This window comes from Paenibacillus sp. FSL K6-4396 (assembly GCF_038002525.1).
Taxonomy (GTDB): Bacteria; Bacillota; Bacilli; order Paenibacillales; family Paenibacillaceae; genus Paenibacillus; species Paenibacillus amylolyticus_B.
Genome location: NZ_JBBOCR010000001.1, coordinates 5,276,072 through 5,301,384, shown reverse-complemented (window position 1 = coordinate 5,301,384; position 25,313 = coordinate 5,276,072). Strand labels below are relative to the sequence as shown.

Sequence of the window (25,313 nt, the reverse complement as noted above, 5' to 3'; positions counted from 1 at the left end):
GCCTTAATAGAACATATTAATAGTAAAAGCTTGATGAAGGCAAGTGTAGTAAAATGGTCTTCTACAATGAATGTTGCAAAGGAGACCTCGCATGAGTGAACAATTTAGGTTTGATCTATTTCCGTTAATTCAGACAGAACGATTCATCCTCCGGTCAGCAGAGGCTGGAGACAGCCATGATCTGCTCGCGTTATATTTCGATGAAGCTGTGGTTCAATATATGCCATTCACTCCCTTTGAATCCGTGGAGGATGCACAGGGTGAGATGAACTGGTATACGAAGATTTTCAAGGAACATACGGGTTTACGCTGGATGATTGAAGACCGTGAAACTCGTAAAGTGATCGGAACCTGTGGGTTCCTGAACTATGAAGATGTACATCATCGTGCAGAGATTGGATACGACTTGCGTTCCTCTTTCTGGGGCCGCGGTGTTATGACTGAAGTGGCCTGTGCTGTGTTACATTTTGGATTCACAAGCATGCAGCTCAACAAGATCGAAGCAAAGGTTGAACCGGAGAACGAGGCGTCAATTCGCCTGTTACACAAGCTTGGTTTTCAACAGGAAGGTGTACTGCGGCAGCATGAGTTTGAGAAAGGCAGATATATTGACCTTGCGGTGTTCTCTAAGTTACGAGGCGAAATATAGGCAAGCTAGCCCCATAAGGATTCCAATGACTCCATCTCATTCCAGATCCGTAAGGCTTGTCCCTCTGAATGAGCCCATGCTATATTGGAGAGATGTGAGGAGATGAGGATATGAAGCTGGTGTCCTGGAATGTGAATGGCTTAAGGGCATGTGTGACCAAAGGATTCATGGATTATTATCAGGAGAGTCAGGCGGACATTTTCTGCCTTCAGGAGACCAAATTACAAGCCGGACAGATTGAGATGGACCTGGGGGAAGATGTTTATCAATATTGGAATTATGCAATCAAAAAAGGATATTCCGGTACGGCTGTATTTAGCCGAATTAAACCTTTATTCGTTCGTTACGGGATGGAGGAGGACAGTGAGCCGGAAGGACGGATGATTACATTGGAGTATGATGAGTTTTATCTGGTGAACGTCTATACCCCTAACGCGAAGCGGGATCTGACCCGACTGCCTTACCGTCTGGAATGGGAGGATCGATTCCGGGGGTACATTCTGCAATTGGAGCAGACCAAGCCGGTTATCGTCTGTGGTGACCTGAATGTGGCTCATCAGGAGATTGACCTGAAGAATCCGAAGCCCAATCTGGGCAATTCCGGATTTACCCTTGAAGAGCGTGGCAAGATGACCGATCTGCTTGCTTCCGGTTATGTGGACAGCTTCCGCCATCTGTACCCGGATCGTACGGATGTATACAGCTGGTGGTCTTATATGCCGAAGGTTAGAGAACGGAACGTCGGCTGGCGCATTGATTATTTTCTAGTATCCAATCAATTGGCACCCAAGGTGGCAGATGCGCATATCGACTGCCATGTGATGGGCAGTGATCATTGCCCGGTGGGTCTTACTTTGCAACTATAGGTAAGGATCATCGTGAGATAGATTGAGGTAGGAGTTTTAGAATACAAGTATAGATGAACTGCAAGTTTCCTGAATGGGAGATTTGCAGTTTTTTTTGCGTCACAGGTAGGGGAGGGACACTGGACTTTGGTTGGGGAAAGAACTGGACTCGGGATTGTTTCAATCCCGCTATTTCTTGGGTACGATTGAAGCATACATATATATAGATGAACCTTTGGGATAAGGGGTAGAGAAGATGAAGAAGGGGTTACGGAGAGGCTTAAAAGTGCTGGGAGGCATCATGCTTGCCACAGGACTTTTGCTGCTGGCAGGTACAGCGTATGAAGCGTATCAATCCACGCAGGATATGAAGTCCTATCCCCCACCAGGCAAGTATTATGAAGTGAGTGGTCGCAACATGCACCTATACACCGCTGGCAAAGGAGAGGTAACCGTGGTGTTCGCCTCAAGCTGGGGTACACCTAATCCGTATGTGGATTTCAGTCCGCTATATGACAAGTTGAAATCACAGGTGAAAATTGCGGTATATGACCGGTTCGGGTACGGATACAGCGACTATACGGATGACCCTCGTGATGTTGATACCATCTCGGAAGAGATCCACCAATTGCTGCGAACATCCGGTCAACGTCCACCTTACATCATGGTTGGTCACTCCCTGGGTGCGCTGGAGACACTGCGGTTTGCGCAAAGGTATCCTGATGAGGTGGCTGGCATGGTCATGATCGATGGCGGAAGCCCGGAGTATTACAGTCGTACGGACCTGAATACACCGGAATGGATGATGGATTGGTCCCGTTTTCTGGTGAAAACAGGCATTGCACGAACATTGCTGCAATCGGATCGCATGCTGGCATCTCTGGTCATTGACCCAAATCTGGTAACGGAACCGATGAAAAAAGCTGTCACGATATCCACGCTGAGACATGCGTACAATGACAATGTCATGGAAGAGGTTCGGAATTCCAGAACAAATGCAGCGTGTGTGCTTGAGAACAAAACGAAGTTTGGCTTTCCCCTGACGATCCTCACAGCCGATTCGGAGGAGTTGGATGAGGACAGTCATGCATGGCAGGCCGACCAAGCGAATTTTGCTTCATGGTCAAGACATGGAACACAGCTGACGGTTCCACAAGTGACACACAGTATCCACAACAGTCAACCGGATATTGTCGCCGCCGAGATCATGAAATTAGTGACACCGTCCAGTGACCTATGAGTAATATGATTCCACAAACACATGATGAACAGGATGAGGAGGAGGGATGGATGAAAAAGTTTAGAGTGATCACCCGCTTCCTGTCCATTCTTGTAGCCAGTTGTCTATTGTCTTTAAGTGTATTATCTGTATCCGTGATATGGGTTAAGAATAACGTTCATGCGGTGCCTGTGATCCAGTCGTTTGAACGTGATTAGCACATTAAATGAAGTAGAAGGAGTGGTAACAGATGGTGAAGAGAAGGAAATATGTAATGGCCTGTGCGGCACTGGCGATGATGGTGGCCTTGAGTGCTTGCAGCAGCGCGGCAGACGAACCGAGTGATACGGAGAAGGTGGACACTGAAGTTTCCTCTGGAACTGGTGAACAAGCGACTAATGAAGGAGTGAGCGAAGCAACAACAAGTGGAGTGACCGAGATGGAGGGGACAACTGAGCCAGCCGAATCGGATTCAGATAGCGGTGAAGAGACCGCTGCTGGAACCAATGAGTTGCCAGAGAATTTGCCAAGTGACTTCCCCCTGCCGGAAGATGCAACCATTCGTTTGGCCAATTCCGGTGAGGATGAAGGCAAGCAATCGGCCATGGTGATTTTCACCACGGAACAAGATATGAAGACCATATCCAAGCTGTATAAAGATTACTTCGATGCCAAAAAGTTGACGGATGCAGGTCAGACGATTGATGACAAAAATATTATTATTCAGGGAACTGACCCGGAAACGCAGGATGTCTGGTCTTTAATTGGAGGGGCATTGGCGTCACAGGAAGGCGTTATTGAACTGACATTGACCTGGACAGAATCATAAGCAAATATAACGAATGAACGCCAAAATATCTTGCATACGGAGCCGCATTATTGCTGCACCGCTGCAAGGTATTTTTATTTCGAACTGGAAACCTGACAGGTTACATGGTATGTTATATCATTATAAACAGAGTAATAGACAACTATAGAAGAAGACAGGAGAGGATTGAACATGATTAGAGTGGGTATTGTTGGTTACGGTAACTTGGGTAAAGGTGTAGAGAAAGCCATTTCCCAGAACGAGGATCTGGAACTGATTGCTGTGTTTACACGTCGTAATCCGGAGCAGATGGTCGCTGAAAGCACAGAAGTACGTTTTGAGCATATCTCTGCAGCGGAGCAATACATAGGCAAGATTGATGTTATGATCCTCTGTGGTGGTTCTGCAACCGATCTTCCAGAGCAGACACCAGCCATCGCCAAGTTGTTCAATACGGTAGATAGCTTCGATACACATGCGAAGATTCCTGAATTCTACAAAGAAGTTAATGCTGCGGCAGAGCAAGGCGGTCACGTAAGTGTCATTTCCACAGGTTGGGACCCAGGCTTGTTCTCCATGAACCGTCTGCTTGCACAGTCCATCCTGCCAGAAGGAAAAGAGTACACGTTCTGGGGCAAAGGTGTGAGCCAAGGCCACTCGGATGCTATTCGTCGTGTTCCAGGCGTTAAGGCGGGTGTACAGTATACTGTACCTGTTGAAGAGGTGATCAACCGCATTCGTGCAGGGGAGACACCAGAGCTGTCTACACGCGAGAAACATCTGCGTCAATGTTATGTGGTAGCAGAAGATGGTGCTAATCAGGATGAGATCCGTGAGACGATTGTGTCGATGCCTAACTATTTTGCAGATTACGATACAACTGTAACATTTATTAGCGAAGAAGAATTGAAATCCGAGCATGAAGGTATGCCTCATGGTGGATTTGTTATTCGCAGTGGGGTTACAGGTGCTGGTCAAAAGCAAATTATTGAATTTGGTCTGAAACTCGACAGCAATCCTGAATTTACAGCAAGCGTACTTGTGGCGTATGCAAGAGCCGCACAACGCTTGAGCGTGGAAGGACATAAGGGAGCGAAAACGGTATTTGATATTCCGCTCGGTCACTTGTCTCCGAAATCGGCTGAAGATCTTCGCCGTGACTTGTTATAATTCTGATTCGTTCCAGTGATTTGTATAACAAACAGCTCGTCCTTGGATATATAGGACGAGCTGTTTTTTTTGCTGTTGCTATACCCAGTGTGAGGGAATATTAAGATGATCCGGCAACTTGGTATTCACATTACCTTTGGCTGCATTAATCTGGGATTGCGTCAGGAAGATGCCACCTCTCAGGTCTGCATCGCCCAGATCCGTATCCCGCAAGTCTGCGCCAATCCAATCCGCATTTCGTGTATCTGCATTTCGGAGATCGGCTGCGATCATTAAGGCCCCTCGGAAGCTTGCGCCCCGCAGGTCAGCCCCTTTTAAATTGGCACCAAAAAAGTCACTTCCGGTACGTTTTTTACTCTTCTTCGACTTCCCTTGTCCATGAGCGGTGGGTGGCACATTCGCGCGTACCATCTCACTTGCCTGGACCAAGAGTTGATTCACACTGGACCGATAATTGGCGATGTCCAGACGGAGAAGGGCCGCAGGCTCCAGATTGCTCAAGCGCTCAACCTCCTCATATAACTCACCAAATGCCGAGTGAAGGGATGACGTCTCCGGTCTCATCATCATTTCCTTCATATAACTGAGCAACTCGTGAAGTTGTCGCAAGGCAGGCAGACAATCAAACATCTCGTTTGCAGACTCTGGATGATCACGCCAATCTTTGCCCGCGTAGGTCACTTGGGACAGCTTCTGTCCAGCTCCGAAACAGTCGTATACCGTGCAACCTTTGAACCCTTTCTGCCGAAGCTGGGTATGGATACCGCAGCGATTGTCCGTGCGCAGATTGGAACAGGGTGTGCCGCTGGCTTTATCAAAAGCAAAGTCAGATGACTTGCCATAGGGCAAGGCAACACAGCACAGGCCAAAACATTGCTCACAGTCTGCGCTAAGATGAGGATTCGCAGTGCTGGAAAATGGTTGGTTAGACAATGTGAACACTTCCTTATAAAAGTACAAATAGATGGAATTACGTCAGTACCACTTTACCATTGCCTTGCGATTAGAGCAATTGAAGACAAGGAAAAAAGGGCAGTTACCCAAATTGATGGGAACGCCCTTTGATCGTGGAGAATCACGTATTTAAATTAAACTACACCTTGAGCAATCATGGAATCGGCTACCTTGAGGAAACCGGCGATATTCGCTCCGGCTACGAGGTTACCTTCACAGCCATACTCTTCAGCAGCTTCTACACAGCTGGTGTAGATGTTCTTCATGATGTCATGTAGCTTCGCGTCTACTTCTTCAAATGACCAGGACAACCGCATGCTGTTCTGTGACATTTCAAGAGCAGACACGGCTACACCGCCGGCATTAGCCGCTTTGGCTGGACCAAACAGCACGCCTGCACCGTGGAAGACGTCAATGGCATCCAGGGTGGAAGGCATATTCGCGCCTTCGCCAATGGCCTTCACGCCACCTTTAACCAGCAGGGCCGCAGCTTCTTCATCAATCTCGTTTTGCGTTGCACATGGAAGAGCAATATCACAAGGGATAGACCAGATGCCTTCACAGCCTTCGGTATATGTAGCATGCGGGTGTTCTTTGATGTATTCGCTGATGCGAAGACGATCAACCTCTTTCAGACGTTTCACGGTATCCAGGTTGATGCCTTGTGGATCATGTATGTAGCCACCTGAGTCACTACACGCCACGACTGTAGCTCCAAGCTCCTGTGCCTTCTGAATGGCATAGATGGACACATTACCAGAGCCGGAGACAACGACTGTGCTGTCTTGGAAGCTGAGCCCCTTGGATTGCAGCATCTCCTTCACGAAGTACACACAGCCGAAGCCAGTCGCTTCCTTACGTGCCAAGCTTCCTCCGTACAGCAGACCTTTACCTGTCAATACGCCTGCCTCATGCCCGCCATGAATACGTTTGTATTGCCCGAACATGTAACCAATTTCCCTTGCGCCTACACCAATGTCACCTGCCGGTACATCCGTATCGGAACCGATATATTTGTACAGCTCTGTCATGAAGCTTTGCGTGAAACGCATGACTTCCAGATCCGATTTTCCTTTGGGATCGAAGTCAGAACCGCCTTTACCACCGCCAATGGGCAGACCAGTCAAAGCATTTTTGAAGATCTGTTCGAAGCCAAGGAACTTGATGATGCCCGAGTATACAGAAGGATGGAAGCGAAGTCCGCCTTTGTAAGGGCCAATGGCACTGTTGAATTGCACCCGGAATCCACGGTTAACCTGAACTTTGCCCTGATCATCTACCCATGGGACACGGAATGTGATTACGCGTTCGGGTTCAACAAGCTGTTCCAGCAGACTATGGTTCCTATACTTGGGGTGTGCTTCAATAACAGGAATAAGGGAATCCAGAATTTCTTTGACAGCCTGATGGAACTCATCTTCGTGCGGATTTCTGGCGACAACCGACTCATAAACGGAATGAACATAATCTGCGGCAGTAACTTGAACGGACTCTGTAGTTTCTTTTGTTATCGTGGACACTTTTTCGATGCACTCCTTTATCGTGTTAAAGTCTGTAAATACCTATTTGCATAAATTGAATAAAAGTTTGTAGTTAAATATACAGGAAAGCAAATAAAAATACGAGATATAAATTCATAAAATGTTTTTTATGCAGTAATTAAAATGTTCTATGGATCTACCATATGATGTGAAGAATTAAGTTATTAAATGGAAGATATGACCACAAATGATAATAAAAAAGCAAGTTAGACGAATATACTGGATTAAAATATTAGTTTTGGTAAGATGGTAAGAAGGTCTCGTATCCCGGGGGCTTTTTAAAATAAAAGGAGGAAAACAAGATGATGAAGAGAAACATGCCAATCAACATGGAGAACAAGGCTTGTATAGGGGGTGAAATCTATTATGAACCATAGGACTTCCCGCCATAATTGCAGAGAGAAGCTGGTGAGCCAGCTATTTACATTCGGTGAAGAGAAAAGAACATTTCTCGACGCCTATTTCGACGTGCGCGATCCAGAGCGGATACAATTGGAAAAACAATTATCGGCATATAAGGAGTATGTGGAAAAACTGCTCCTGGGCCCGGATGAAGATCTGGACTCGGCGGTATTGATCGGTAGTCATATTGATTTTGAATATATCGATTTTCATACATCGGATTCGTTCATGATTGTCATGCCAGAGGATACCAATCCTGATGAGGGGCGTATTTCCTTCCTCTCTCCAGTGGGGAGTCAATTACTGCTTGGCAGTGTAGGGGAAATTAGGTCTGTTCATACACCATCAGGTTCCATGAGGATACGCATTACGGGGATTGAGCTGAGGAGCGAAACCTTGAACGAGCCGGCGCTAGGGGGTGCAGATCATGCACTTTAAAGAGACGGACTTACCAGGGATTGGACGTAAATACTGGTTGCATACCCGTAGTGGTGAGCATTTGGTCATTGTGATTCATAACGATGAGCGACGTGACCTGTTCCATATGGAGTCAGGGGATACACCTGAAGAGGTGGGTGATATGGTATCTCTTGTCACCCTGGACGATGATGAAGCCCGGGCGGTAGCCGCTATTGTTGGTGGTATGACCTATAAACCGAAGTTTCAGGATGAACGTGAAGTAATGCTTGAAGGGCTGTTAATCGAATGGCTACGGATTGAGCCTCACGCCGCAAGCGTAGGCATGACGATTGGTGAACTGGATATCCGTCAGGCCACGGGCGCCGTAATTCTCGCTGTTGTGACCAAGGATAAGGAGAAGCATTTTAATCCAGGCCCGGATTATGCTTTTACCGCTGGAGCTACAATTGTAGTTGCCGGTGAACGGAATCAGATCAAACATCTCAAACAATTGTTGACTGATGGACGGACTTAGCCTATGGATATGCTCATATTCGAAGTGGGAATTGCCGTTGCGCTGATTACACTTACTGGGCTGATATCTTCACGATTACGATTTTCGGTCATTCCTTTCTATATCCTGATTGGTATGGCTGTTGGACCACATGCACCACAGATCGGCATAGTGGATTTACGTTTTATCGAAAGTTCGACCTTTATTGAATTTATGGGCAGGCTTGGCATTTTGTTTTTGTTATTTTATCTGGGTTTGGAGTTCTCGGTCTCCCGGTTATTAAAGTCTGGTAAAGCCATTCTGACCGGGGGCATGTTCTATGTTGGTCTGAATTTTGTCTCTGGATTGCTGTTGGGGTGGTTCATGGATCTGCCCCTTCAGGAGACACTTGTTGTCTGCGGGATCATGACCAGCTCTTCTACAGCCATTGTAGCTAAAGTGCTCGTTGATTTGAAACGCACGGCAAACCCTGAAACAGAGATTATTATGGGCATGATCATGTTTGATGACTTGTTCATCGCGATTCATATCTCCATCCTGACTGGGCTTGTGCTCAGCGGGGCAACTTCATTCTTAAGTGTTCTGCTGGTATCGCTGTCTGCCCTGCTGTTTATTGTGCTGTTCCTGATTATTGGCAGGAAAAGCATCAAATATATTGATAAGGCACTGAATATCAAGTCATCAGAGTTGTTTCTGCTTACCGTCATGACACTGCTCTTCCTGGTGGCTGGTTTCTCGGAGACACTGCATGTAGCAGAAGCCATTGGAGCATTGATGATGGGGCTTGTGTTGGGCGAATCAAGACATGTGAGTCGGATTGAGCATCAGATCATGCCTTTCAAAGATTTTTTTGGTGCCATTTTCTTCTTCAGTTTTGGTCTGACCATCGAGCCGGCTTCACTTGGCGGAGCTGTTGGGATGACGATTATTGCCGTTATTCTGACGATTGCCAGTAACTATGGTGCAGGTATGATCGCTGGCAGACTGGCTGGAATGAGCCCTAAGGCCTCGTTGAATGTGGGCTTTACCCTGGTCTCGCGGGGCGAATTCTCCATTATCATGGCGAACATCGGCAAGGCCGGAGGGCTGATGGCATCCATCCAATCGTTTGCCGTGTTGTATGTGTTAATTCTGGCTGTGCTGGGGCCTATCCTGACAAAAGAATCTCCGCGGATTTACGCATCGTATGAGCGACTAAGGAAGCGGATGAAACGAAGGGAAACGGGTTGAGTCAAACGCTGGCTGTCCTTGGACAGACCGGGTATTCTGACCGGAGTGTTTAATAGGCGTCACACCATTTGGAGAGAGAAATTACTCCGGGGTGTGGCGTTTTTTTATTACTGGGAATCGTCCTAATGTCGGCTTGTAGTTATGCTCATTCAACCAAATTATGGTATGTATCCATATCTTGTGCGTGGTCATGAATGTTCAAGTCCAGAGGCAGGACTTTGGATGTGATTTGGTAGATAGGGATTGAAAATAAACAGTCATTATGTAAAATAATGTTATATTCAAATCTAGCAGTTGAAAGGATCATTTACACGAGAACAGACGAGGAGGAATAGCTCATGAACAAGAAAAGTAGATTTCAACGGTTAAAATGGGCCGGTACAGGGATGTTGCTCAGTCTCGTATTATTTGCTCTGCCTGCATCTGCTGCATGGAATGATACATATCAGGGTTACGCGACGTATACAGGCTCAGGTTACTCGGGAGGTGCAGTGTTGCTTGATCCCATCCCGGCGGACATGAAGATTACTGCACTTAATCCGTTCCAACTCAATTATAACGGTGTCAAAGCCGCTTTAGCGGGAGCCTATCTCGAGGTGCAGGGTCCTAAAGGCAAAACAACCGTCTATGTAACAGACCTCTATCCAGAGGGTGCCAGCGGAGCGCTGGATCTCTCACCGAATGCCTTTAACCTGATCGGTGACCCAAAGGCAGGCAAAATCAATATCAGTTGGAAAGTGGTCAAAGCTCCAATTCAAGGCAATGTCTCCTATCGGATCAAGGAAGGCAGCAGTCAGTGGTGGGCAGCCATTCAGGTTCGTAATCACAAATATCCGGTGCTGAAGTTCGAAGTGAAACAGAAGGATGGTACGTGGCTCAATCTTGAAAAGCAAGACTATAATCATTTCCTCGGAATTGGACTGGGCAAAGAAAAACTAAACGTTCGTATTACCGATATTCGCGGTCAGGTATTAAATGACACGATCCCGGCTCTACCTAATGATGGGTCAGGTGGTGCATATATCGTACCGGGCAATGTACAGTTTCCCGATTGACAGATATACGAAGGTGTTATAAAAAGAAGTATGGTCATAGACGTATTCTTAACGAAAAGTCGTACACTGTACGGCTTTTTTTGTATACGAAAAGAGGAGAATGTACCGTATGAAAAAAAGTTTGCCTTCATATCAGACAACACATCCCTATTGGAAACAGTATCAGGGCTTTTTCCCGGAAGAAGTGAGGTTAGGGGAGCATACAGTTCCTGAGGAAGAATGGTGGGAGTCAAATGGGGTTAATATGCATATCGATCGCTTGCCTGCGCCGGAGTCTTCACTCAAAATTCTGTTCATTCATGGTGCGGGGGGTAACGGCAGGTTGCTCGCTCCATATGCCCGCATGTTGCAGCGACATGGATACGAGGTGGTATCGCCAGATCTTCCGCCATATGGTTTAAGTTACGCAATGTCTGGTACACGTATTAACTACGAACTTTGGATAGAGCTGCTTGTGTCACTCATCGAACGGGAACACAAAAAAGATGGCAAGCCAATCGTTGTATTGGGAAGTAGCATCGGAGGTATGCTTGCCTATCACACCAGTGCACGCAGCAAGCATGTTAAGGGTTTGATCGCAACTACATTTGTAGACACGAGTAATCAGGAAATGCGAGATCAGCTTGCACCGAATCGTCTGGTAAGCCGGGCGGGAAAACGGATGATGGATATGTTTCCTGCTCTGCTGGATCATGTACGTATTTCGGTCAAACAGGTATCCCGTATGCAACTGATTACTAATAACAAGGACTTAACCCGGCTTATTATGAATGATCCACAAGCGGCAGCTACACGTATTCCGTTGGAATTATTAAGAACATTCCTTAATAAAAAACCTGAGGTAAGCCCGGAACAGTTCAATCAGTGTCCGGTCCTGTTGGTTCACCCTGATCTGGACCCCATGACACCGATCAGGTTCAGCCAATCTTTTTTTGATCGTCTGGTGGTAGACAAGGAATGTGTGATCTTGGAAGGGGCAGGCCATTTTCCTATAGAGCAGCCAGGACTGAACCAGTTGGAGGTAGCGGTACTACGATTTTTACAACAAATTCAATGATGACCACAGGCCAGGCTATTACACTGCTTCGCATAAGATAGTTTACATATCCTAAGTACGTAAAACACCTCCCACTAAGGGAGGTGTATTTGAATGTTTTTGATATGAATTGCACGACCGCCAACCTGAATCTGTGTGATTTCATTAGAGCTGTCCAAAGTTAATCTGGCTCGGATCTCAGAGGGGCGGTTCATGGTGTACCCTTGTCTGATCGTGTACGTGTGATGATGAGGATCTGTAAGCTGGTTGTACTGGGATAAATAACAGAGCATGGCACCATTGGATGTGCCCGTTGCGCTCTCTTCCGGTATATCATAAAGTGGTGCAAAATTACGGCATTCTGCCAGAACGTCCTCAGCATCTGATTTGAGTGTAAACACGTGATAACCTATGGCGTGATGAGCCTTGCATATTTCACTGATACGCTGGAAGTCAGGATCGATTTTGGTCAGAACATCAACATCTTTAACGGCTATCATGATATCGGGTAGCCCGGTAGACACAATCTGTACAGGTAGTTCGGAATGCAAATCCTCCATAGAAATACGTAACGAATCGGCAATCTGCTGTCGATCCACGATCTCCCCAAACTCTGGCAACGTCTGAGACAGATAGACTTCTCCATTGACTGCGAGATCAACTTTAAGAATTCCGGCTAGTGTCTCCAGTGTATATGTACCAACATTAACGAGCTGTTGTGTCTTCATTAGATAAAATAAAGCAATTGTGGCATGTCCACATAGATCGACTTCATCACTTGGGGTGAAATAACGCACTTTGAAATCAGCCTGATCCGAGGGCATAACAAATGCAGTCTCTGAAAAAACCGACTTGTCTGGCAATCTCCTGCATCTGGGTTTCAGACAAATGCGCTGCTTGTAAAACAACACCTGCGGGGTTTCCACCATAAACCTTGTCCGAAAATGCATGTAATGTACTTACTTCTACTTCCATCGTGTTACCTCGCTTGTTCAGTTATTGGGTTAAGATTTAACGTAATGATAATGGACATTATATCACGATTGTTGAACGGGCTTGTGAATCCCAGATTGCTGTGAATTTTGAATGAATAGGTCAAGTGATCGCCGGGAAAGGGTAATGAAGGGAGAGAGAGAGTATAACGATAATCAATGGAAAGGCTGGGATTTCTAATGAAAGCAATTGTGATTGAAGAATTTGGTGGAGCGGAACAATTGAAGGAAAAGGAAGTAGCCAAGCCAGCATGTGGAGTGAATCAGGTGTTAATTCGAACACATGCCACGTCGGTGAACCCGGTGGACTTCAAAATCAGACAAGGTTATATGAAAGAAGCAGCGGAGAGTTTTCCGTTGATTCTGGGCGGCGATGTTGCGGGTATTGTGGCTGAAGCAGGTTCAAATGTCACGCGGTTCAGAGAAGGTGATCGGGTATTTGCGCGTCCGCGTCAATTCGGAACTTATGCAGAATATGTTGCTGTTGATGCAGACATTATTGCCCGTATACCGGAGAATTTGAGCTTCGAGGAAGCGGCAGCGATCCCGCTGGCTGCGATGACGGCTTGGCAAGCCCTTGTGGATCATGGACGTTTAGGCAAAGGGCAGAAGGTACTCATTCATGCTGGTGCAGGTGGTGTGGGAACGTATGCAATACAGATTGCCAAGTCCCTCGGCGCTGAAGTGGCTTCCACGGCAAGTGAATCAAACGAAGCGTTGCTTCGCTCGTTGGGTGTAGATCATTTTATCAACTATAAAAAAGAAGATTTCTCGGAGATTCTCTCCGGTTATGATGTTGTGCTGGACACCATGGGCGGTGATATTCAGCGCGATAGCTTCAAGGTGTTAAAGTCTGGCGGGCATCTGGTATCCTTGGTGGAACAACCGGATGAGAAGCTTGCCAAGGAAGCCGGAGTAACGGCCAACGTCTTCATGATGGAGCCCAAAGGGGATCAACTGGATCAGCTGGCTGAACTGGCTGCGGAAGGCAAGCTCAAATCGATTATTGATGAAACCTACCCGTTAACTGAGCAGGGAGTAAGGGAAGCACACGAGAAAAGTGAATCCCATCATACACGCGGTAAACTCGTTATTCAGGTGCAATAGAGTTCATTAACTCGTAGAAGTATGTTGACTCTTGAGTCTGATACAGATTGTACCAGGCCTGTAATGTTTCTGGTGCATAGACATTCAACAGCTTCAACACATGCATCGTAAATTCTAACGGAGCTATTCCAGATGCAGTAACTAGATTTCCATCGGTTACTGCAGGCTCCGTTACATAATATGTTTCTCCAGTATAATCTGGGCATATCATCTTCAGGTATTCTAAATCATTGCTTGTATGCTGTCTGGAATCCAGCATCCCTATTTTTGCAAGTGCAACTGTCGCACCGCAAATCGCCGCAATAACCGTACCCTCTTTTATAGAGGCAGCAACTTTTTTCAATAGAGGATCATGGATGGTGTCCATCCAGGTGTTTCCTCCTGGAAGAATGATGACGTCATCACCTCTCAATGTACATTCATCAATAGAAATATGGGGGAGGATGTTTAATCCGCCCATTGTAGTTACCGGATGTTTATCTACACCTACCGTTACGACCTGCAAAGGCTCGATCTCTTTCCTGAAATACCTTCCCGAGTTAAGTTCAGCAGTTAAATAACCTACCTCCCAGTCTGACATCGTATCGAATACATAAAGATATACGTTCCTCGTTTGCATCATACACACTCCTTTTGTTATTCATGATTGAATGGATTACTCTCCTATTATAAATAAACTTCACTGACAACTACGGTCAGTGAAGTTTTCGAATTTGAAATTTATAGCCCTAAGAACCAATATAGGGAATGCTCCCCAATTGCAGTGGAATAAGATATAATAGGAGAAATTTATTCCATTTTGTGCATGAGGTGATTAGGATGTCCAACGAACTCATTCAAGCCATTCAATTGTTAAAAGAAAAGAAATGGGTGGATCTGACCCATACTTTTGGACCGGACTCTCCACATTTTTCAGCTTTTGAGGCAGCACAATTCGATACGCTGTTTGATCACGATCAAGGTTTCTTTGCCCAGAGCTTCAAGTTCCCAGGTCAATACGGGACACATCTTGATGCGCCGATCCACTTCGTTCGGGATACCCGGTATCTGGATGAGTTGGGCTTGAAGGAGCTTGTATTGCCACTTGTGGTCATTGACCAGTCCGCTGAAGTGCAGAACAATCCGGATTTCACACTGGATGTGGAGCATATTCTTGAATTTGAAAGACAGCATGGCGTGATTGAAGCTGGGAGCTTTGTAGCCTTACGTACCGATTGGAGCAAACGCTGGCCTAACCATGAAACATTTGATAACAAGGATGATAAGGGCAACAGTCATGCACCCGGATGGTCGGTTGGTGCGCTCATGTTTTTATTTGAGGAAAGAAAGGTACAAGCCATTGGGCATGAAACCTTTGACACGGATTCGGCCGTGGATTATCAGAAGAATGGAGCACTCCTGGCAGAATATTATGTACTCGCCCAGGATACATATCAAGTTGAGCTGTTAACAAACCTGGATCAGGTGCCGGCTAAAGGTGCGGTGATCTTCAACATCGTACCGAAGGCGGAAAAAGCATCTGGTTTTCCAGTTCGATCCTTTGCCATTCTGCCGTGAAACGGGGTAGATCAAAAGCTGAAATAGTTAAATAAGGCACAGAACTCAGAATACTCAAGTAGACAGCCGGCTAAATAGTCGGCTGTCTTTCAGTTAAGCTAACGGGCAGGTTAGTTTAATGAAAAGGGAATAACATACCTCATATAGAATACTTTATCTTTAAAGGGGAGGGGGATACATTGCACAGTATGATGAATAAGAGACAATTTATTGAGATGACAGTTAAAGAACAACATTCTGTAGTATTTAAAGTTAATAATCGAGATGAATTTTTCCGTGGTGTTGCTAAAGAATTAAAGGAAGACTACCTATTTGTTGAAACAGAAGAAGGTAAAAACTTTAAATTTAAAATGAATGATATCATTGAGATTTATGCTATCAAGTCTTCATCTCCAAAGCATAGTGCTATCCAATCCCACAGTTTGATTAAAGGTAGCAAGGATGATCTTGAAAGCCTTGTACTCCAGTTTGAAAGTTTAAATGACGATGTAAAGAAACAAATTACCTCTTCTTTATCAAAAGTGCTTAGTAAGCAAGTGATCATTTCGAAAATGGATATAACTTCATACAATGTATCTGAAATTGAAATGATTACTAATACGATAAATGGGTATCTACTCACTATTAAAACACTGGATATTCGTTCCGAATTTTTCGAATCATACAACCTAAAGACTTGTTTTGGGAAAGGGCTAGATCACAATCAAGAATAGTCTAAGGGAGGAAAGATTATAAACGCTAAAATAGCAGGTCGGGAACTGTCAAAAATCCCTGGGAGGTGAATATGTGAAAGAAGGAATTAAAAATGTTCTGTTAGGTACTGTAGTTTTTGTTGTTGGCTTTTCCATTATTCTTCTTCTTACAAGCTCTGATATTGAAGCTGAACTTACATATTATGCTGCCATAGCATATGCTCTTTTATACTTAGCCAGTGTTATATCTGTCTGCACCGCGGTACTCCTTAAAAAGATGACTCAATTAAAAAAGTGAAATTACTCTTAAGCTAGCGGGAAACGTTAACTCAATAAAACAAAGAAAGCAGCCGATCATTGTGATTGGTTGCTTAGTTTAACAAGGTACTTAGATTGGTCGAACTGGGAGGTTTTGTACAGTGCGAAGAAGTGATCAGTTAGTGGAGTTGGCAATGAGCTCAAGCTCTGTTAAAACTTCATCAAGTGGCTTCCTGGTGTCGATCTCAACAGTAGCTCCAGCACGTAAGAGAGGCTCAACACTAGCGACGTTTTGTATAATTTCTTCACGTTGTTCGACAGTTTTTCCATAATCGTTCGTCTTACGGGAAGCTATACGTTCAAGGATTACTTCGAGGGGGGCACTTAACAACACTACTGCATCAAACATCGGGTAAAACTTCCCCTGATTTGATACACAACCCGAAATGAATAAAGTACCTTCGTTATGTTCAGTGAGCAGCTCATCAATTCGATTCTCGTGCCATAACCACCCAGAACCATCCACATTCTCGCTCCAACCATCATAATCGGTGTCGATAACGCTATGCCCTCTATGAGCAAGTTCGCCCAGAACCGTTGATTTACCTGTTCCCGACATTCCTGTCACCAGAATTATCGCCTTCTTTTTTGATATTGAGCCCGAAGTATTTGTCATATTTTCACTCCCTGTATAAGAAAGTCAGATAAGAAAGTTATCAAGAACCAAGCCAGGGTTTGATTTATTAGAAGCATAATGTGAATTTTGGCAAACTTATGGGTTAAGTCACAACTAACTAATCTAAATGATTCAAATATGTAAATAGCAAGGGAGGCGTATTATGCCTCCTTTTTATGTTGTTACTTTTGATCCGAGTGAGGATCTTGATTAAATCTTTGAGAGATTTTTTTTTCAGTTTTCTTACGCCGTATCCAGCGCTTGAGTATGCCTTCTTCTTTGCGTTCTTGCAGTGTTTCCTTCAAACCTTGAATCATAAATTCCGATCTTCGTCTGTCATCCCGACTAATCTCGCGTAATTCCTTAATAAATTTGTCGTCCATATCTGCCTCTCGCTTATTCAGGATATCCCCATTATACCGAACGTACGTTCTTTTATCAAGTTTTTCCATTACGAATGATTTTCGAGATTCAATATAGTGAAAAGAAACACAGGAACAATACGTGGCATGTGTGAGAATGGTACTAGAGGGTTTGAGCATAATCCTCCATATATGAAGTTGAGAAACGAGAGGACGGAAGGAGCAATTCATGATGAAGCAGCGTATAGGCAGATCGTGGTTACTCATTTTGATGCATGGAATGTTGGGAATTGGGGCGATCGTTGGAGGCGTCATTTTAATCATAGACCCATCCGGAAGTATGGTGAATTTGCCCGCATCTTTGGAGAATTCTCCGTTTGCCAGTTTTTTGTTCCCGGGGATCATCCTATTGCTGGTTCTTGGCGTGATGCCTACGACGATTGCTATTTCGCTCATCCGCTACGTTCATTGGGGGCCGGCTGAGAGACTGAATCTCTATCCTGACCGCTATTGGGCTTGGACTTTTTCCTTGTATTCGGGGTTTGCTCTCATCATCTGGATTATGGTGCAGGTGTACTGGATTCAGGATGTCTCTATCATTCACTTGGTCTATTTTGCATGGGGAGTGGGTATTCAAGTTGTGACCTTATTGCCCGGGTTACAGCGAATTTATTCGAAATAAACTACTTGTATATTGAACAAACGGCTGCCGAAAGAATCGTTGAATGATTCTTTCGGCAGTTATTTTTTATGGGCATCGAGTTGATACGTGTTGTTGTAGTTGACAAAGAACTATTATCCTTGCATACTTACGAAATACACTTTATAAAGTTTATTTATTAACTAAAGGAATAGTCACATGTGGGGAAGGATCGCAAAATTATAATCCGCATGAAACAGGGAGGTAAGTATGGATGGTCTACGTTATTATGGCAGTTATAATCTGGGCAGGTACCTATGCCAGTATGGTCTTGTCCAAGCAACCAATTGAAGTGAAGCCTGTGAAGTCAATGGATGATTTGTTTGAGTGAACCAAGTAGCTTTGCCGATTTCGATCCATCGCCAGCACGATGGAACTCATGTGTTCGAGTAAGGCATTATGTTATGATATGGTGTGAATGACATCCATACCATTGCTTTGGCTCCATTGAACCAGAGTAGAAACGAGAGGGTTATGAAAAAAGCCAACGCTACAATGATGAAATACATCAATTTGAATAATGTGCGTGAAGTCATGCAGCAGATCGAGACGGCCACCAAACCGCAATTAGCTTTACTCACCAATCTTAGTGTTGTTACCATTAATGCGCTGATTCAGGAATTATGTGATGGCGGAGAGTTGTTCCAGGATAAAGTGGTTCCCTCTAATGGCGGTCGTCCTGCTCAGGCATATCGATATAATTATAACTTTAAGCTTGCTTTGGTTCTTTACATCAAGGAGATGAAAGGTCAGGAGTTGATTTCGGCAACCGTCATGAATCTGGAGAATAAGGTTGTGTTGAAGGAAGAGAGCATCTTGCCTGCTTTCGATAAACAACATGTGCTGCAACTTATTGCACGTTTCGTTGCGGAGTATCCCTCCATTGATATGATCGGCATCGGTATTCCGGGGCAAGCCGTGGATGGGGACATCACGGTGAGCAGTCATGAAGAGCTTATCCATTCACATCTGATACGTGAGATCGAGAGCGAGTTCCAACTGAACGTTCTCGTGGAGAATGATGTGAATGCAGCGATTAGCGGATACTGTGCACAGCATGCAGATATGAAGGAACAGAGTGTAGCAGGAATTTATTTTCCGAACCGATATCCGCCGGGTATGGGCATGATGTTGAACGGACATATGATCCGCGGGAAAAACGGGATGTTTGGTGAGGTTAAGTATCTTCCTTATTCACCAGATTGGAAACGTGACATGAGCAAAGATGATTTTGTAGTGAACGTATGTCACATACTGCAAACGATTAATGCCGTCGTTGCCCCGCACCAGATTGTCATTTATCAGGAACGTGTGGAGAGAGAAGAACTGGACTTGGCGTGGAAACAGTACATGGAGCAGCATCCCATGCCGTCATTGCCCGAGATCGTACATTTGGACTCGTTTCAACATGATTTTGATGCTGGGTTAAGGGGAATGGTTCTTCAGGCGTTGAAATCAAGCATTCTATCAGAAGCTTTATAACCTCACAGGCCATGTCTGTGGCTTTTTTTTGATAAGCTAACTTGTGTTGAGGAGGATTCATCATGCGTGAAGAAGAGAGAATCATGAAGGGCATATTGTTTAGTCCAAGTGATCAGGAATTAAAGACCATCAAAAGGCGGGCCCATAATCTCAGTCAGCGTTACAGTCAGACCTTTGAGGAACAGACTGAGGAAAGGGATCAGATATTGCAACAGTTACTGGGGCAGATCGGTAAAGGTGGATTCCTGCAAGGCCCTATCTTTTTTCATTATGGTGTGCATACCCGGATAGGCGATCACTTCTTCGGTAATTACAATTTGACGATACAAGATGACGCTCAAGTGACGATCGGGGACTATACCAGTTTTGGACCCAATGTCACCATTGTTACTCCCGTCCACCCCCTCATTGCCAGCGAGCGGAGACAGATGATGGACCAGAATGGTGATGTGAAGTCGCTGTGTTATGCCAAACCTGTCACGATTGGAAACGATGTATGGATCTCGGCAAACGTTACAGTGTGCGGGGGCGTAACGATTGGAGATGGATGTGTCATCGGAGCAGGTAGTGTAGTGACTCGTGATATTCCACCGCATTCTTTTGCAGCAGGCGTACCGTGCAGAGTTATTCGCAAAATTACTGAAGCGGACAGCATGCGAAATTACCCCGATGTTCTGGCAGATTGCCATGTGCTGGAATAATAAAAAAAGGCTGTCACCAGGATCTGCAGATGATCTGGTGACAGCTTTTTGTTGTTGTACACTTATTTGGAGGCGTTGTAGTTGCTCAAGAATTCTTTTACTTTTGCAGGATCAGCTTTCAATTCATTCCCGGTCTGAACGAGCGGGCTTACTGTGGAGTATGCTTTGAGTTTGTTGTTCTTGTAGAAACTCAAGATCTCATCCTGATTAATGGAGTACAGCACGGCTTTTCTCAAGTCACTGCTCTTGGCAACTTCACGATTGGCCGTATTGAACAAAAGATACGAGACAGCGTTACTTGGAAGACTTTGCAGTTTCAGTTTGCTGTCATTTTCGATGATGTCATACTTGGTTTCAGGTACACCGTAGTATAAGTGAATTTCACTGCTGCGAAGAGCAGAGAGTGCGCTGTCTGCATCCGCGATGAATCGGACGTTAACCTGAGCAATTTTTGGCTCATCTTCCGTGCCTTTACGGTAGGCCGGATTTTTTAAGAATACACCTTCATAGTCATTTTTATAAGACAAAATATAAGGTCCGCTAGTATAAAGGGTGTTATTGTATGCTGCGCCTTCAGTCACCGTGTTCTGGTCACCGTAAGGAATATCTTTGTTGACGTCAAAGGAAGCTACATCATATGTGTTGATGCTCTCCACCTGTTTTTTGGACACGATACCCGCAGATTGGTGAGCCAGATAGTTCAGTACTTGCGGGAAAGGTTCAGTTGTGGTCAGTTTAACGACCTGATATTTACCTGCGCTATTATCTGCTTTGGTTTTGTCCGTCACGAGTTCTGTAATTTTGCTACCCAATCCTTGTTCCAATGCTTCGAGGATTGTGCCGTTACCGCTGGATTGTTTGATGGATTGTAATGCACTCAGATCCGTTACAACCTCAGCTTCTTTGATGTGTTCATGCAGACTGTACGTCCGGTGATCCGGAACGGAATCTTTATTTTTAGCACGATCCAGGGAGAAGATCACATCATCTGCACCGACACGTTCTCCTGTATCTACAGCTTTTTTGTTATCAATCTTCGCAAAGTTGATATCGTCTCTGAGAATGAAGTAGTAGTCCGAATTACCTTCAGCAATACTGAAGTTATGGGACAGTGATCCATCTGCTGTCAACTGATCGTCATCCGTCAAGTTAACGAGACGTACATACATATTGGTATTCAACTGGTTGATGGAACCGTCGTTTCCTTTGATTGGATCAAGGGAAGTCAGTACGGATGCGCTTTGCGTCAGAATCAACGGATCTTTGGCATTTTTGGAGCTGTCCTTGAACTCAATCGGTTCCCAAGCCATGGCGCGGGATTTGGAGAGACGAACCGTGTCGACATTCAGAATGTCTTGGTTCACAGCCTGACTTTTCAGGGAAATGTACAAAGGCGCGATATACGCCTGGTCCGTTACCAAGCGATCTTCCAATTGTTTGTACGTGTCTTTGTACTCATCTGGAGTTTGAGTAGCTGCCTGATCGATGAGCTTATCAAGTTCCCCATCTGCAAGGATACTGTAATCTCCACCTGTTTTGAAAAGGGAACGCACTGCATAATCGGGATTTCCCGTTACCGTAGTCCAGCTGGACAAGGCAATGTCATAATTCCCTGCATCCTGTTGGGATTTGAAGCTGCCGTAATCCGGCTGCAGGTTCAGTTTCACATTGAAGCCGTTTTTGGTCAGCTGGTCGCGGACAATGTTTACATCATTTTCGGAAGAACTCATGGCGAGCAGTTCAATGTCAGCCGGTTTTTGTGCAGTTTCAGTTGTGTCCGCTGGTGCGGTCTCCGCCTGGGATTCAGTTTTCGTTTTTACACTGCAGCCGGAAATCACAATGACGAGAATTAATAACAATGAGATCAGTGTACGTTTTTTCATGGGATGACCCTCCATATCTTGAATGTGTGATGTGTGATTTCTTTTTTCTATATCATTCATTTCAACCAATCAATTAGGCCTTTTCCAGCTTGGGATCAAGCGCATCACGCAGGCCGTCACCGAGAAAGTTAAAAGAAAGAACCAGTAGAATAATAGCCAAGCCTGGATAAATCGCCAGATAAGAGTGGGTCTCCAGGTATGTACTGCCGAGCTTCAGAATGTTACCCCATTCCGGAATATGCGGCTCTACACCGAGTCCGAGATAACTCAAACTGCTGGTAGCGATAACCGCTCCACCGATCGTGAGTGTGGATTTGATAATCATGGGCGCAAGTGAGTTGGGAATAATGTGTTTGAAAATAATAGTCCGATTGTTGTACCCCAGTGCACGTGCAGCTTCCACGAATTCAAAAGTAGATACATAGAGTACACTGGCTCTCATGGTACGGGCATAAGTTGGAATTGATCCCAAACTTAGCGCCAGAATAAGATTGACCGTATTGGCTCCAAACGCCGCAATAATCGCAATGGCGAGCAGAATTCCCGGAATGGCATAGAGAATATCGAGCAGCCGCATGATGATGTTATCCGTATGCCTTCCGTAGAAGCCGGAGAATGCTCCAAGGACTCCACCGATCAACACAGGAATGATGGTCGACATGCAACCTACGATTAAGGAGATCCGTGCACCGAATACAATCCGGGAAAATAAACATCGTCCGAAGTCGTCCGTTCCCAAGGGATACGTCAGGGAAGGGGATTGAAGCAGAGCGGAGTAGTTATTTTCCACAGCCATGCTGTAATCAAAGGTAAAGAAGCTGCAGATCGATATCGAGAACAGAAAAATGATAAAAAACAAACCGGACATCGCAGTCATATTTGGAGCAAGTCGCTCCCACAGATCATTCCAGAAGTTTGATTTTTGTTTCCCCTGTCTGCGAATTCGTCCAATAATGGAAATGCCGAGTAATAGTGCAAATACATTGCCTGTGATCGAGGTCAGAATCAGTACTACACTGACACCTATCATCCAGCGAGGGATGATAGAGGTCGCGTTATATCGGGATACGATAATCAGTACGACCAGATCAATGACCAGAATAAATATGAGCACCGCCATGGCTGGCAGAAAGTTGTCAGCCACATAGGGTTTGAAAACATTTAACGCGGATACAACGATCACGAACAACTGGGTTAACAGCATATACACTGCAAAGGTATACTCCACATTCCTGGCTTTTCGAATCAGATGAAAGGCTGCCGTTACGATAAATATATTGCCTGAAATGATGGCAAGCAGTTGAACCCAGGCCATCCTGCGGGTCAGAGTAGAGATCGTACCCGTACGGATCAAGTCTCTTCGAATCCGAAGGGTGATGACACTTTGGACCAGAGTGAAGAATACATAGATCCCAAGTATCGTTAGCAGAAATGGTTTGAACGCCTGCTCGCTCCAGTCATAACTGTTGAACAGCAATAATGCAGTCAAGAGAAGGGACGTGATCCAGGCGAAGCTTGCCTGACTGTACTCTCGAGAAGACTTTAGCCGGAAACGTATTTCTTGTGTTAAAGACGAGTTTGTCATAGTACACCTGCTTTAAGAGGTAGTTCAACACACACTTTAATATTGTTTCATCTTGGAGCGCACTCTTGGATCAATAAAAGCGTACAGCAGATCAACCGCTACATTGATAATGGAGATCGTAATTGCTGTGTAGATTACTCCGCCCATGATACTCGGAATATCGGGGATAAATTGTTTATCCACAATATAGCTGCCGAGACCGCTGATATTAAACACTTTCTCCGTCACTGCTGCTCCACCCAACATGGCTCCGAATTGAAGTCCAACCACCGTTACGATGGGGATCAATGCATTACGTACTGCGTGTTTCAGCATGACTTGACGTTCGCTTAACCCCTTGGCGCGGGCAGTCATCACATAATCCTCATGAATGACTTCCAGTGTAGAAGACCGGGTCATCCGGGCCACCGCAGCTGTGAGTCCCGTACCCAGTACAATGGTTGGCATAATGATCGACAGCCAGTTCTGCGGGTTGAAGGTAGCGGGAAGCCACTGCATTTTGATTGAAAAATTCAGAATGAAAATAAGTCCTTGCCAGAAATTCGGGATCGATAATCCAATCAGAGCAATGAACATGAAGGTGTAGTCGAACCACGAATTAGGCTTAATTGCTGAGATAATGCCAATGGGTAATGCAATGACAAGTGCTAACAGCAGGGAAATGACCGCAAGTGTCAAGGTAATGGGAAACTTCCTTGCAATCGTAGCTGTTACGTCTTCATTTCCTGCAAAAGACTTGCCAAGATCGAAGAAGGCGACGCCCTTGATATTGTTCCAGAGCTGTGTAAGATAAGGCTGATCCAAGCCATACACCTGATTGAATGCGGCAATCTGTTCCTGCGTTGCTGTCTCTCCCAGAATGTTAGCTGCCGGGTTAAACGGAGACAGATACAAAATCGTAAATACGAGTGTGGCTACGCCCAGAATGACAAATACCGTCATCAGTATTCTTTCAAATATGTACTTTAGATAAGGATTTCCATACAAAAAGAGGATGCCATACATCAGAAAGCCGGGAATAAGGGATATCGTGAAAAACCATGGTTTGTCGATCAGTGAGTGGAATGTATCAGCCATCGTAAGACGGTGACTTCCCTGTTCCTGAAGTATTCGAGACGTCCGCTCCTTCAACTCTTTCTGAACACTTTCTTCCAACCATTCCTCGGTCTGACGTGTGAATTCTCCCTCACTGACCTGCTGCTGGAAAAAACGATGTTTGCGACGCAGTTGTTCTTCCACTTCCAACTTCAGCCTGTTCCGGTAGGAAGAAGCGAGCAGTTCTCGCTCAGCCGCCTGTCTGGCAGCTACCCAGCCGTCATTTTTTCGATTTGAACGCCATATTAGAAACACGACCAGATTGATCGGTAATCCAAGAATGAACAAAACATATCGGTAGGAAGGATGAAGCAGCATTTTGCCATAAATAAAGCTTAAATTATGTACCAACCGCGAGAGTCTGCTGCTTTCTGCAAGATTCAAACCAAGCGCACCTCCTT

Annotated in this window: 28 protein-coding genes; 18 read left to right on the top strand and 10 right to left on the bottom strand. The window is 45.2% G+C overall.

Annotation, left to right across the window (positions count from 1 at the left end):
- Positions 1 to 91 precede the first annotated feature (91 nt).
- From MHB85_RS23290 to MHB85_RS23265, 6 genes are all read left to right on the top strand, one after another.
- Positions 92 to 649, top strand: coding sequence for a GNAT family N-acetyltransferase (locus tag MHB85_RS23290; protein WP_341073791.1), 558 nt, complete (start codon positions 92 to 94; stop codon positions 647 to 649).
- 110 nt (positions 650 to 759) lie between these two features.
- Positions 760 to 1,515 (top strand): exodeoxyribonuclease III, encoded by a 756-nt coding sequence (locus MHB85_RS23285; protein ID WP_341073790.1) that lies wholly within the window; start codon positions 760 to 762, stop codon positions 1,513 to 1,515.
- Between the two features lie 235 nt (positions 1,516 to 1,750).
- A complete protein-coding gene (locus MHB85_RS23280; protein WP_341073788.1) occupies positions 1,751 to 2,734 on the top strand; it encodes an alpha/beta hydrolase in 984 nt (327 codons plus the stop codon).
- Positions 2,735 to 2,784: 50 nt separating this feature from the next.
- Entirely contained in the window at positions 2,785 to 2,931 is a 147-nt protein-coding gene (locus MHB85_RS23275; RefSeq protein WP_165980244.1) for a hypothetical protein, read from the top strand.
- 32 nt (positions 2,932 to 2,963) lie between these two features.
- A complete protein-coding gene (locus tag MHB85_RS23270) occupies positions 2,964 to 3,542 on the top strand; it encodes a hypothetical protein (protein WP_210109023.1) in 579 nt (192 codons plus the stop codon).
- 171 nt (positions 3,543 to 3,713) lie between these two features.
- The gene (locus tag MHB85_RS23265) at positions 3,714 to 4,691 is read left to right on the top strand and encodes a diaminopimelate dehydrogenase (protein WP_372238418.1); all 978 of its coding nucleotides are present in this window, start codon (positions 3,714 to 3,716) and stop codon (positions 4,689 to 4,691) included.
- Positions 4,692 to 4,769: 78 nt separating this feature from the next.
- On the opposite strand, the gene MHB85_RS23260 is transcribed toward MHB85_RS23265, so the two are convergent.
- Together MHB85_RS23260 and gdhA are read right to left on the bottom strand one after the other, a co-directional pair.
- Entirely contained in the window at positions 4,770 to 5,624 is an 855-nt protein-coding gene (locus MHB85_RS23260; RefSeq protein ID WP_210109022.1) for a pentapeptide repeat-containing protein, read from the bottom strand.
- 155 nt (positions 5,625 to 5,779) lie between these two features.
- Complete coding sequence (gene gdhA, locus MHB85_RS23255) at positions 5,780 to 7,165, bottom strand: NADP-specific glutamate dehydrogenase (RefSeq protein ID WP_179198416.1); 1,386 nt, start codon at positions 7,163 to 7,165, stop codon at positions 5,780 to 5,782.
- 387 nt (positions 7,166 to 7,552) lie between these two features.
- Between gdhA and MHB85_RS23250 the strand changes: the two genes are divergently transcribed.
- The 5 genes from MHB85_RS23250 (at position 7,553) to MHB85_RS23230 (ending at position 11,843) form a co-directional block, all read left to right on the top strand.
- Positions 7,553 to 8,026: a GreA/GreB family elongation factor gene (locus MHB85_RS23250; RefSeq protein WP_091013515.1), complete on the top strand. Its 474-nt coding sequence runs from the start codon at positions 7,553 to 7,555 to the stop codon at positions 8,024 to 8,026.
- Positions 8,016 to 8,522 (top strand): cation:proton antiporter regulatory subunit, encoded by a 507-nt coding sequence (locus MHB85_RS23245; protein ID WP_036617317.1) that lies wholly within the window; start codon positions 8,016 to 8,018, stop codon positions 8,520 to 8,522. The genes MHB85_RS23250 and MHB85_RS23245 overlap by 11 nt, the downstream gene beginning before the upstream one ends.
- A 3-nt stretch (positions 8,523 to 8,525) precedes the next feature.
- Positions 8,526 to 9,731: a cation:proton antiporter gene (locus MHB85_RS23240; RefSeq protein ID WP_076216431.1), complete on the top strand. Its 1,206-nt coding sequence runs from the start codon at positions 8,526 to 8,528 to the stop codon at positions 9,729 to 9,731.
- A 338-nt stretch (positions 9,732 to 10,069) separates the two neighbouring features.
- Positions 10,070 to 10,786: an expansin EXLX1 family cellulose-binding protein gene (locus MHB85_RS23235; RefSeq protein WP_192133445.1), complete on the top strand. Its 717-nt coding sequence runs from the start codon at positions 10,070 to 10,072 to the stop codon at positions 10,784 to 10,786.
- A gap of 109 nt (positions 10,787 to 10,895) precedes the next feature.
- The gene (locus tag MHB85_RS23230; RefSeq protein ID WP_091013519.1) at positions 10,896 to 11,843 is read left to right on the top strand and encodes an alpha/beta hydrolase; all 948 of its coding nucleotides are present in this window, start codon (positions 10,896 to 10,898) and stop codon (positions 11,841 to 11,843) included.
- A 74-nt stretch (positions 11,844 to 11,917) separates the two neighbouring features.
- Here MHB85_RS23230 and MHB85_RS23225 read toward each other — a convergent pair whose 3' ends face one another.
- Both MHB85_RS23225 and MHB85_RS23220 read right to left on the bottom strand, forming a co-directional pair.
- On the bottom strand, positions 11,918 to 12,646 hold the full coding sequence (locus MHB85_RS23225; protein ID WP_341073787.1) for a PhzF family phenazine biosynthesis protein: 729 nt from the start codon (positions 12,644 to 12,646) through the stop codon (positions 11,918 to 11,920).
- A complete protein-coding gene (locus MHB85_RS23220) occupies positions 12,627 to 12,797 on the bottom strand; it encodes a PhzF family phenazine biosynthesis protein (RefSeq protein ID WP_341073786.1) in 171 nt (56 codons plus the stop codon). Before MHB85_RS23220 ends, MHB85_RS23225 begins: the two co-directional genes overlap by 20 nt.
- 176 nt (positions 12,798 to 12,973) lie before the next feature.
- Here MHB85_RS23220 and MHB85_RS23215 point away from each other — a divergent pair, with 176 nt between their 5' ends.
- The gene (locus MHB85_RS23215; protein WP_341073785.1) at positions 12,974 to 13,921 is read left to right on the top strand and encodes an NADP-dependent oxidoreductase; all 948 of its coding nucleotides are present in this window, start codon (positions 12,974 to 12,976) and stop codon (positions 13,919 to 13,921) included.
- Here the strand turns inward: MHB85_RS23215 and MHB85_RS23210 are convergent.
- Positions 13,905 to 14,540 carry a type 1 glutamine amidotransferase family protein gene (locus tag MHB85_RS23210; protein ID WP_192133449.1) on the bottom strand — a complete coding sequence of 212 codons (636 nt, stop codon included), beginning with the start codon at positions 14,538 to 14,540 and terminating at the stop codon, positions 13,905 to 13,907. The genes MHB85_RS23215 and MHB85_RS23210 overlap by 17 nt on opposite strands.
- A gap of 200 nt (positions 14,541 to 14,740) precedes the next feature.
- Between MHB85_RS23210 and MHB85_RS23205 the strand changes: the two genes are divergently transcribed.
- From MHB85_RS23205 to MHB85_RS23195, 3 genes are all read left to right on the top strand, one after another.
- Positions 14,741 to 15,478 carry a cyclase family protein gene (locus MHB85_RS23205; RefSeq protein ID WP_192133451.1) on the top strand — a complete coding sequence of 246 codons (738 nt, stop codon included), beginning with the start codon at positions 14,741 to 14,743 and terminating at the stop codon, positions 15,476 to 15,478.
- A gap of 191 nt (positions 15,479 to 15,669) precedes the next feature.
- Positions 15,670 to 16,191, top strand: a complete 522-nt coding sequence (locus MHB85_RS23200) for a hypothetical protein (RefSeq protein WP_143786462.1) — start codon at positions 15,670 to 15,672, stop codon at positions 16,189 to 16,191.
- A gap of 73 nt (positions 16,192 to 16,264) precedes the next feature.
- Positions 16,265 to 16,468, top strand: a complete 204-nt coding sequence (locus MHB85_RS23195) for a hypothetical protein (RefSeq protein ID WP_047843932.1) — start codon at positions 16,265 to 16,267, stop codon at positions 16,466 to 16,468.
- A gap of 135 nt (positions 16,469 to 16,603) precedes the next feature.
- On the opposite strand, the gene MHB85_RS23190 is transcribed toward MHB85_RS23195, so the two are convergent.
- Together MHB85_RS23190 and MHB85_RS23185 are read right to left on the bottom strand one after the other, a co-directional pair.
- Positions 16,604 to 17,104 (bottom strand): AAA family ATPase, encoded by a 501-nt coding sequence (locus MHB85_RS23190; RefSeq protein ID WP_197997797.1) that lies wholly within the window; start codon positions 17,102 to 17,104, stop codon positions 16,604 to 16,606.
- Between the two features lie 182 nt (positions 17,105 to 17,286).
- Positions 17,287 to 17,487: a hypothetical protein gene (locus tag MHB85_RS23185; protein ID WP_026080945.1), complete on the bottom strand. Its 201-nt coding sequence runs from the start codon at positions 17,485 to 17,487 to the stop codon at positions 17,287 to 17,289.
- A gap of 211 nt (positions 17,488 to 17,698) precedes the next feature.
- Between MHB85_RS23185 and MHB85_RS23180 the strand changes: the two genes are divergently transcribed.
- The 3 genes from MHB85_RS23180 to MHB85_RS23170 all read left to right on the top strand — a co-directional run bounded on the left by MHB85_RS23180 (position 17,699) and on the right by MHB85_RS23170 (position 20,349).
- Entirely contained in the window at positions 17,699 to 18,148 is a 450-nt protein-coding gene (locus MHB85_RS23180) for a hypothetical protein (protein WP_197997798.1), read from the top strand.
- 513 nt (positions 18,149 to 18,661) lie between these two features.
- Positions 18,662 to 19,648, top strand: a complete 987-nt coding sequence (locus tag MHB85_RS23175; RefSeq protein WP_341073783.1) for an ROK family protein — start codon at positions 18,662 to 18,664, stop codon at positions 19,646 to 19,648.
- 62 nt (positions 19,649 to 19,710) lie between these two features.
- Entirely contained in the window at positions 19,711 to 20,349 is a 639-nt protein-coding gene (locus MHB85_RS23170) for a sugar O-acetyltransferase (protein ID WP_341073781.1), read from the top strand.
- A 62-nt stretch (positions 20,350 to 20,411) separates the two neighbouring features.
- Here the strand turns inward: MHB85_RS23170 and MHB85_RS23165 are convergent, their stop codons facing one another.
- From MHB85_RS23165 to MHB85_RS23155, 3 genes are all read right to left on the bottom strand, one after another.
- Positions 20,412 to 22,232, bottom strand: a complete 1,821-nt coding sequence (locus tag MHB85_RS23165; protein ID WP_076252809.1) for an ABC transporter substrate-binding protein — start codon at positions 22,230 to 22,232, stop codon at positions 20,412 to 20,414.
- Between the two features lie 73 nt (positions 22,233 to 22,305).
- Positions 22,306 to 23,817, bottom strand: a complete 1,512-nt coding sequence (locus tag MHB85_RS23160; protein WP_341073780.1) for an ABC transporter permease — start codon at positions 23,815 to 23,817, stop codon at positions 22,306 to 22,308.
- A 36-nt stretch (positions 23,818 to 23,853) separates the two neighbouring features.
- Entirely contained in the window at positions 23,854 to 25,296 is a 1,443-nt protein-coding gene (locus MHB85_RS23155; RefSeq protein WP_341073779.1) for an ABC transporter permease, read from the bottom strand.
- Positions 25,297 to 25,313: the final 17 nt, after the last annotated feature.

What these genes read in the sequence shown, in the direction of transcription:
- MHB85_RS23290 (WP_341073791.1), top strand. Translation starts at nt 92, where the DNA reads ATGAGTGAACAATTTAGGTTTGATCTATTTCCGTTAATTCAGACAGAA.
- MHB85_RS23220 (WP_341073786.1), bottom strand. Translation starts at nt 12,797, where the DNA reads ATGGAAGTAGAAGTAAGTACATTACATGCATTTTCGGACAAGGTTTAT.
- MHB85_RS23270 (WP_210109023.1), top strand. Translation starts at nt 2,964, where the DNA reads ATGGTGAAGAGAAGGAAATATGTAATGGCCTGTGCGGCACTGGCGATG.
- MHB85_RS23280 (WP_341073788.1), top strand. Translation starts at nt 1,751, where the DNA reads ATGAAGAAGGGGTTACGGAGAGGCTTAAAAGTGCTGGGAGGCATCATG.
- MHB85_RS23250 (WP_091013515.1), top strand. Translation starts at nt 7,553, where the DNA reads ATGAACCATAGGACTTCCCGCCATAATTGCAGAGAGAAGCTGGTGAGC.
- MHB85_RS23245 (WP_036617317.1), top strand. Translation starts at nt 8,016, where the DNA reads ATGCACTTTAAAGAGACGGACTTACCAGGGATTGGACGTAAATACTGG.
- MHB85_RS23205 (WP_192133451.1), top strand. Translation starts at nt 14,741, where the DNA reads ATGTCCAACGAACTCATTCAAGCCATTCAATTGTTAAAAGAAAAGAAA.
- MHB85_RS23225 (WP_341073787.1), bottom strand. Translation starts at nt 12,646, where the DNA reads ATGCCCTCGGATCAGGCTGATTTCAAAGTGCGTTATTTCACCCCAAGT.
- MHB85_RS23190 (WP_197997797.1), bottom strand. Translation starts at nt 17,104, where the DNA reads ATGACAAATACTTCGGGCTCAATATCAAAAAAGAAGGCGATAATTCTG.
- MHB85_RS23185 (WP_026080945.1), bottom strand. Translation starts at nt 17,487, where the DNA reads ATGGACGACAAATTTATTAAGGAATTACGCGAGATTAGTCGGGATGAC.
- MHB85_RS23265 (WP_372238418.1), top strand. Translation starts at nt 3,714, where the DNA reads ATGATTAGAGTGGGTATTGTTGGTTACGGTAACTTGGGTAAAGGTGTA.
- MHB85_RS23215 (WP_341073785.1), top strand. Translation starts at nt 12,974, where the DNA reads ATGGAAAGGCTGGGATTTCTAATGAAAGCAATTGTGATTGAAGAATTT.
- MHB85_RS23160 (WP_341073780.1), bottom strand. Translation starts at nt 23,817, where the DNA reads ATGACAAACTCGTCTTTAACACAAGAAATACGTTTCCGGCTAAAGTCT.
- MHB85_RS23200 (WP_143786462.1), top strand. Translation starts at nt 15,670, where the DNA reads ATGAATAAGAGACAATTTATTGAGATGACAGTTAAAGAACAACATTCT.
- MHB85_RS23165 (WP_076252809.1), bottom strand. Translation starts at nt 22,232, where the DNA reads ATGAAAAAACGTACACTGATCTCATTGTTATTAATTCTCGTCATTGTG.
- MHB85_RS23170 (WP_341073781.1), top strand. Translation starts at nt 19,711, where the DNA reads ATGCGTGAAGAAGAGAGAATCATGAAGGGCATATTGTTTAGTCCAAGT.
- MHB85_RS23210 (WP_192133449.1), bottom strand. Translation starts at nt 14,540, where the DNA reads ATGCAAACGAGGAACGTATATCTTTATGTATTCGATACGATGTCAGAC.
- MHB85_RS23230 (WP_091013519.1), top strand. Translation starts at nt 10,896, where the DNA reads ATGAAAAAAAGTTTGCCTTCATATCAGACAACACATCCCTATTGGAAA.
- MHB85_RS23180 (WP_197997798.1), top strand. Translation starts at nt 17,699, where the DNA reads ATGAAGCAGCGTATAGGCAGATCGTGGTTACTCATTTTGATGCATGGA.
- MHB85_RS23175 (WP_341073783.1), top strand. Translation starts at nt 18,662, where the DNA reads ATGATGAAATACATCAATTTGAATAATGTGCGTGAAGTCATGCAGCAG.
- MHB85_RS23285 (WP_341073790.1), top strand. Translation starts at nt 760, where the DNA reads ATGAAGCTGGTGTCCTGGAATGTGAATGGCTTAAGGGCATGTGTGACC.
- MHB85_RS23235 (WP_192133445.1), top strand. Translation starts at nt 10,070, where the DNA reads ATGAACAAGAAAAGTAGATTTCAACGGTTAAAATGGGCCGGTACAGGG.
- MHB85_RS23240 (WP_076216431.1), top strand. Translation starts at nt 8,526, where the DNA reads ATGGATATGCTCATATTCGAAGTGGGAATTGCCGTTGCGCTGATTACA.
- MHB85_RS23275 (WP_165980244.1), top strand. Translation starts at nt 2,785, where the DNA reads ATGAAAAAGTTTAGAGTGATCACCCGCTTCCTGTCCATTCTTGTAGCC.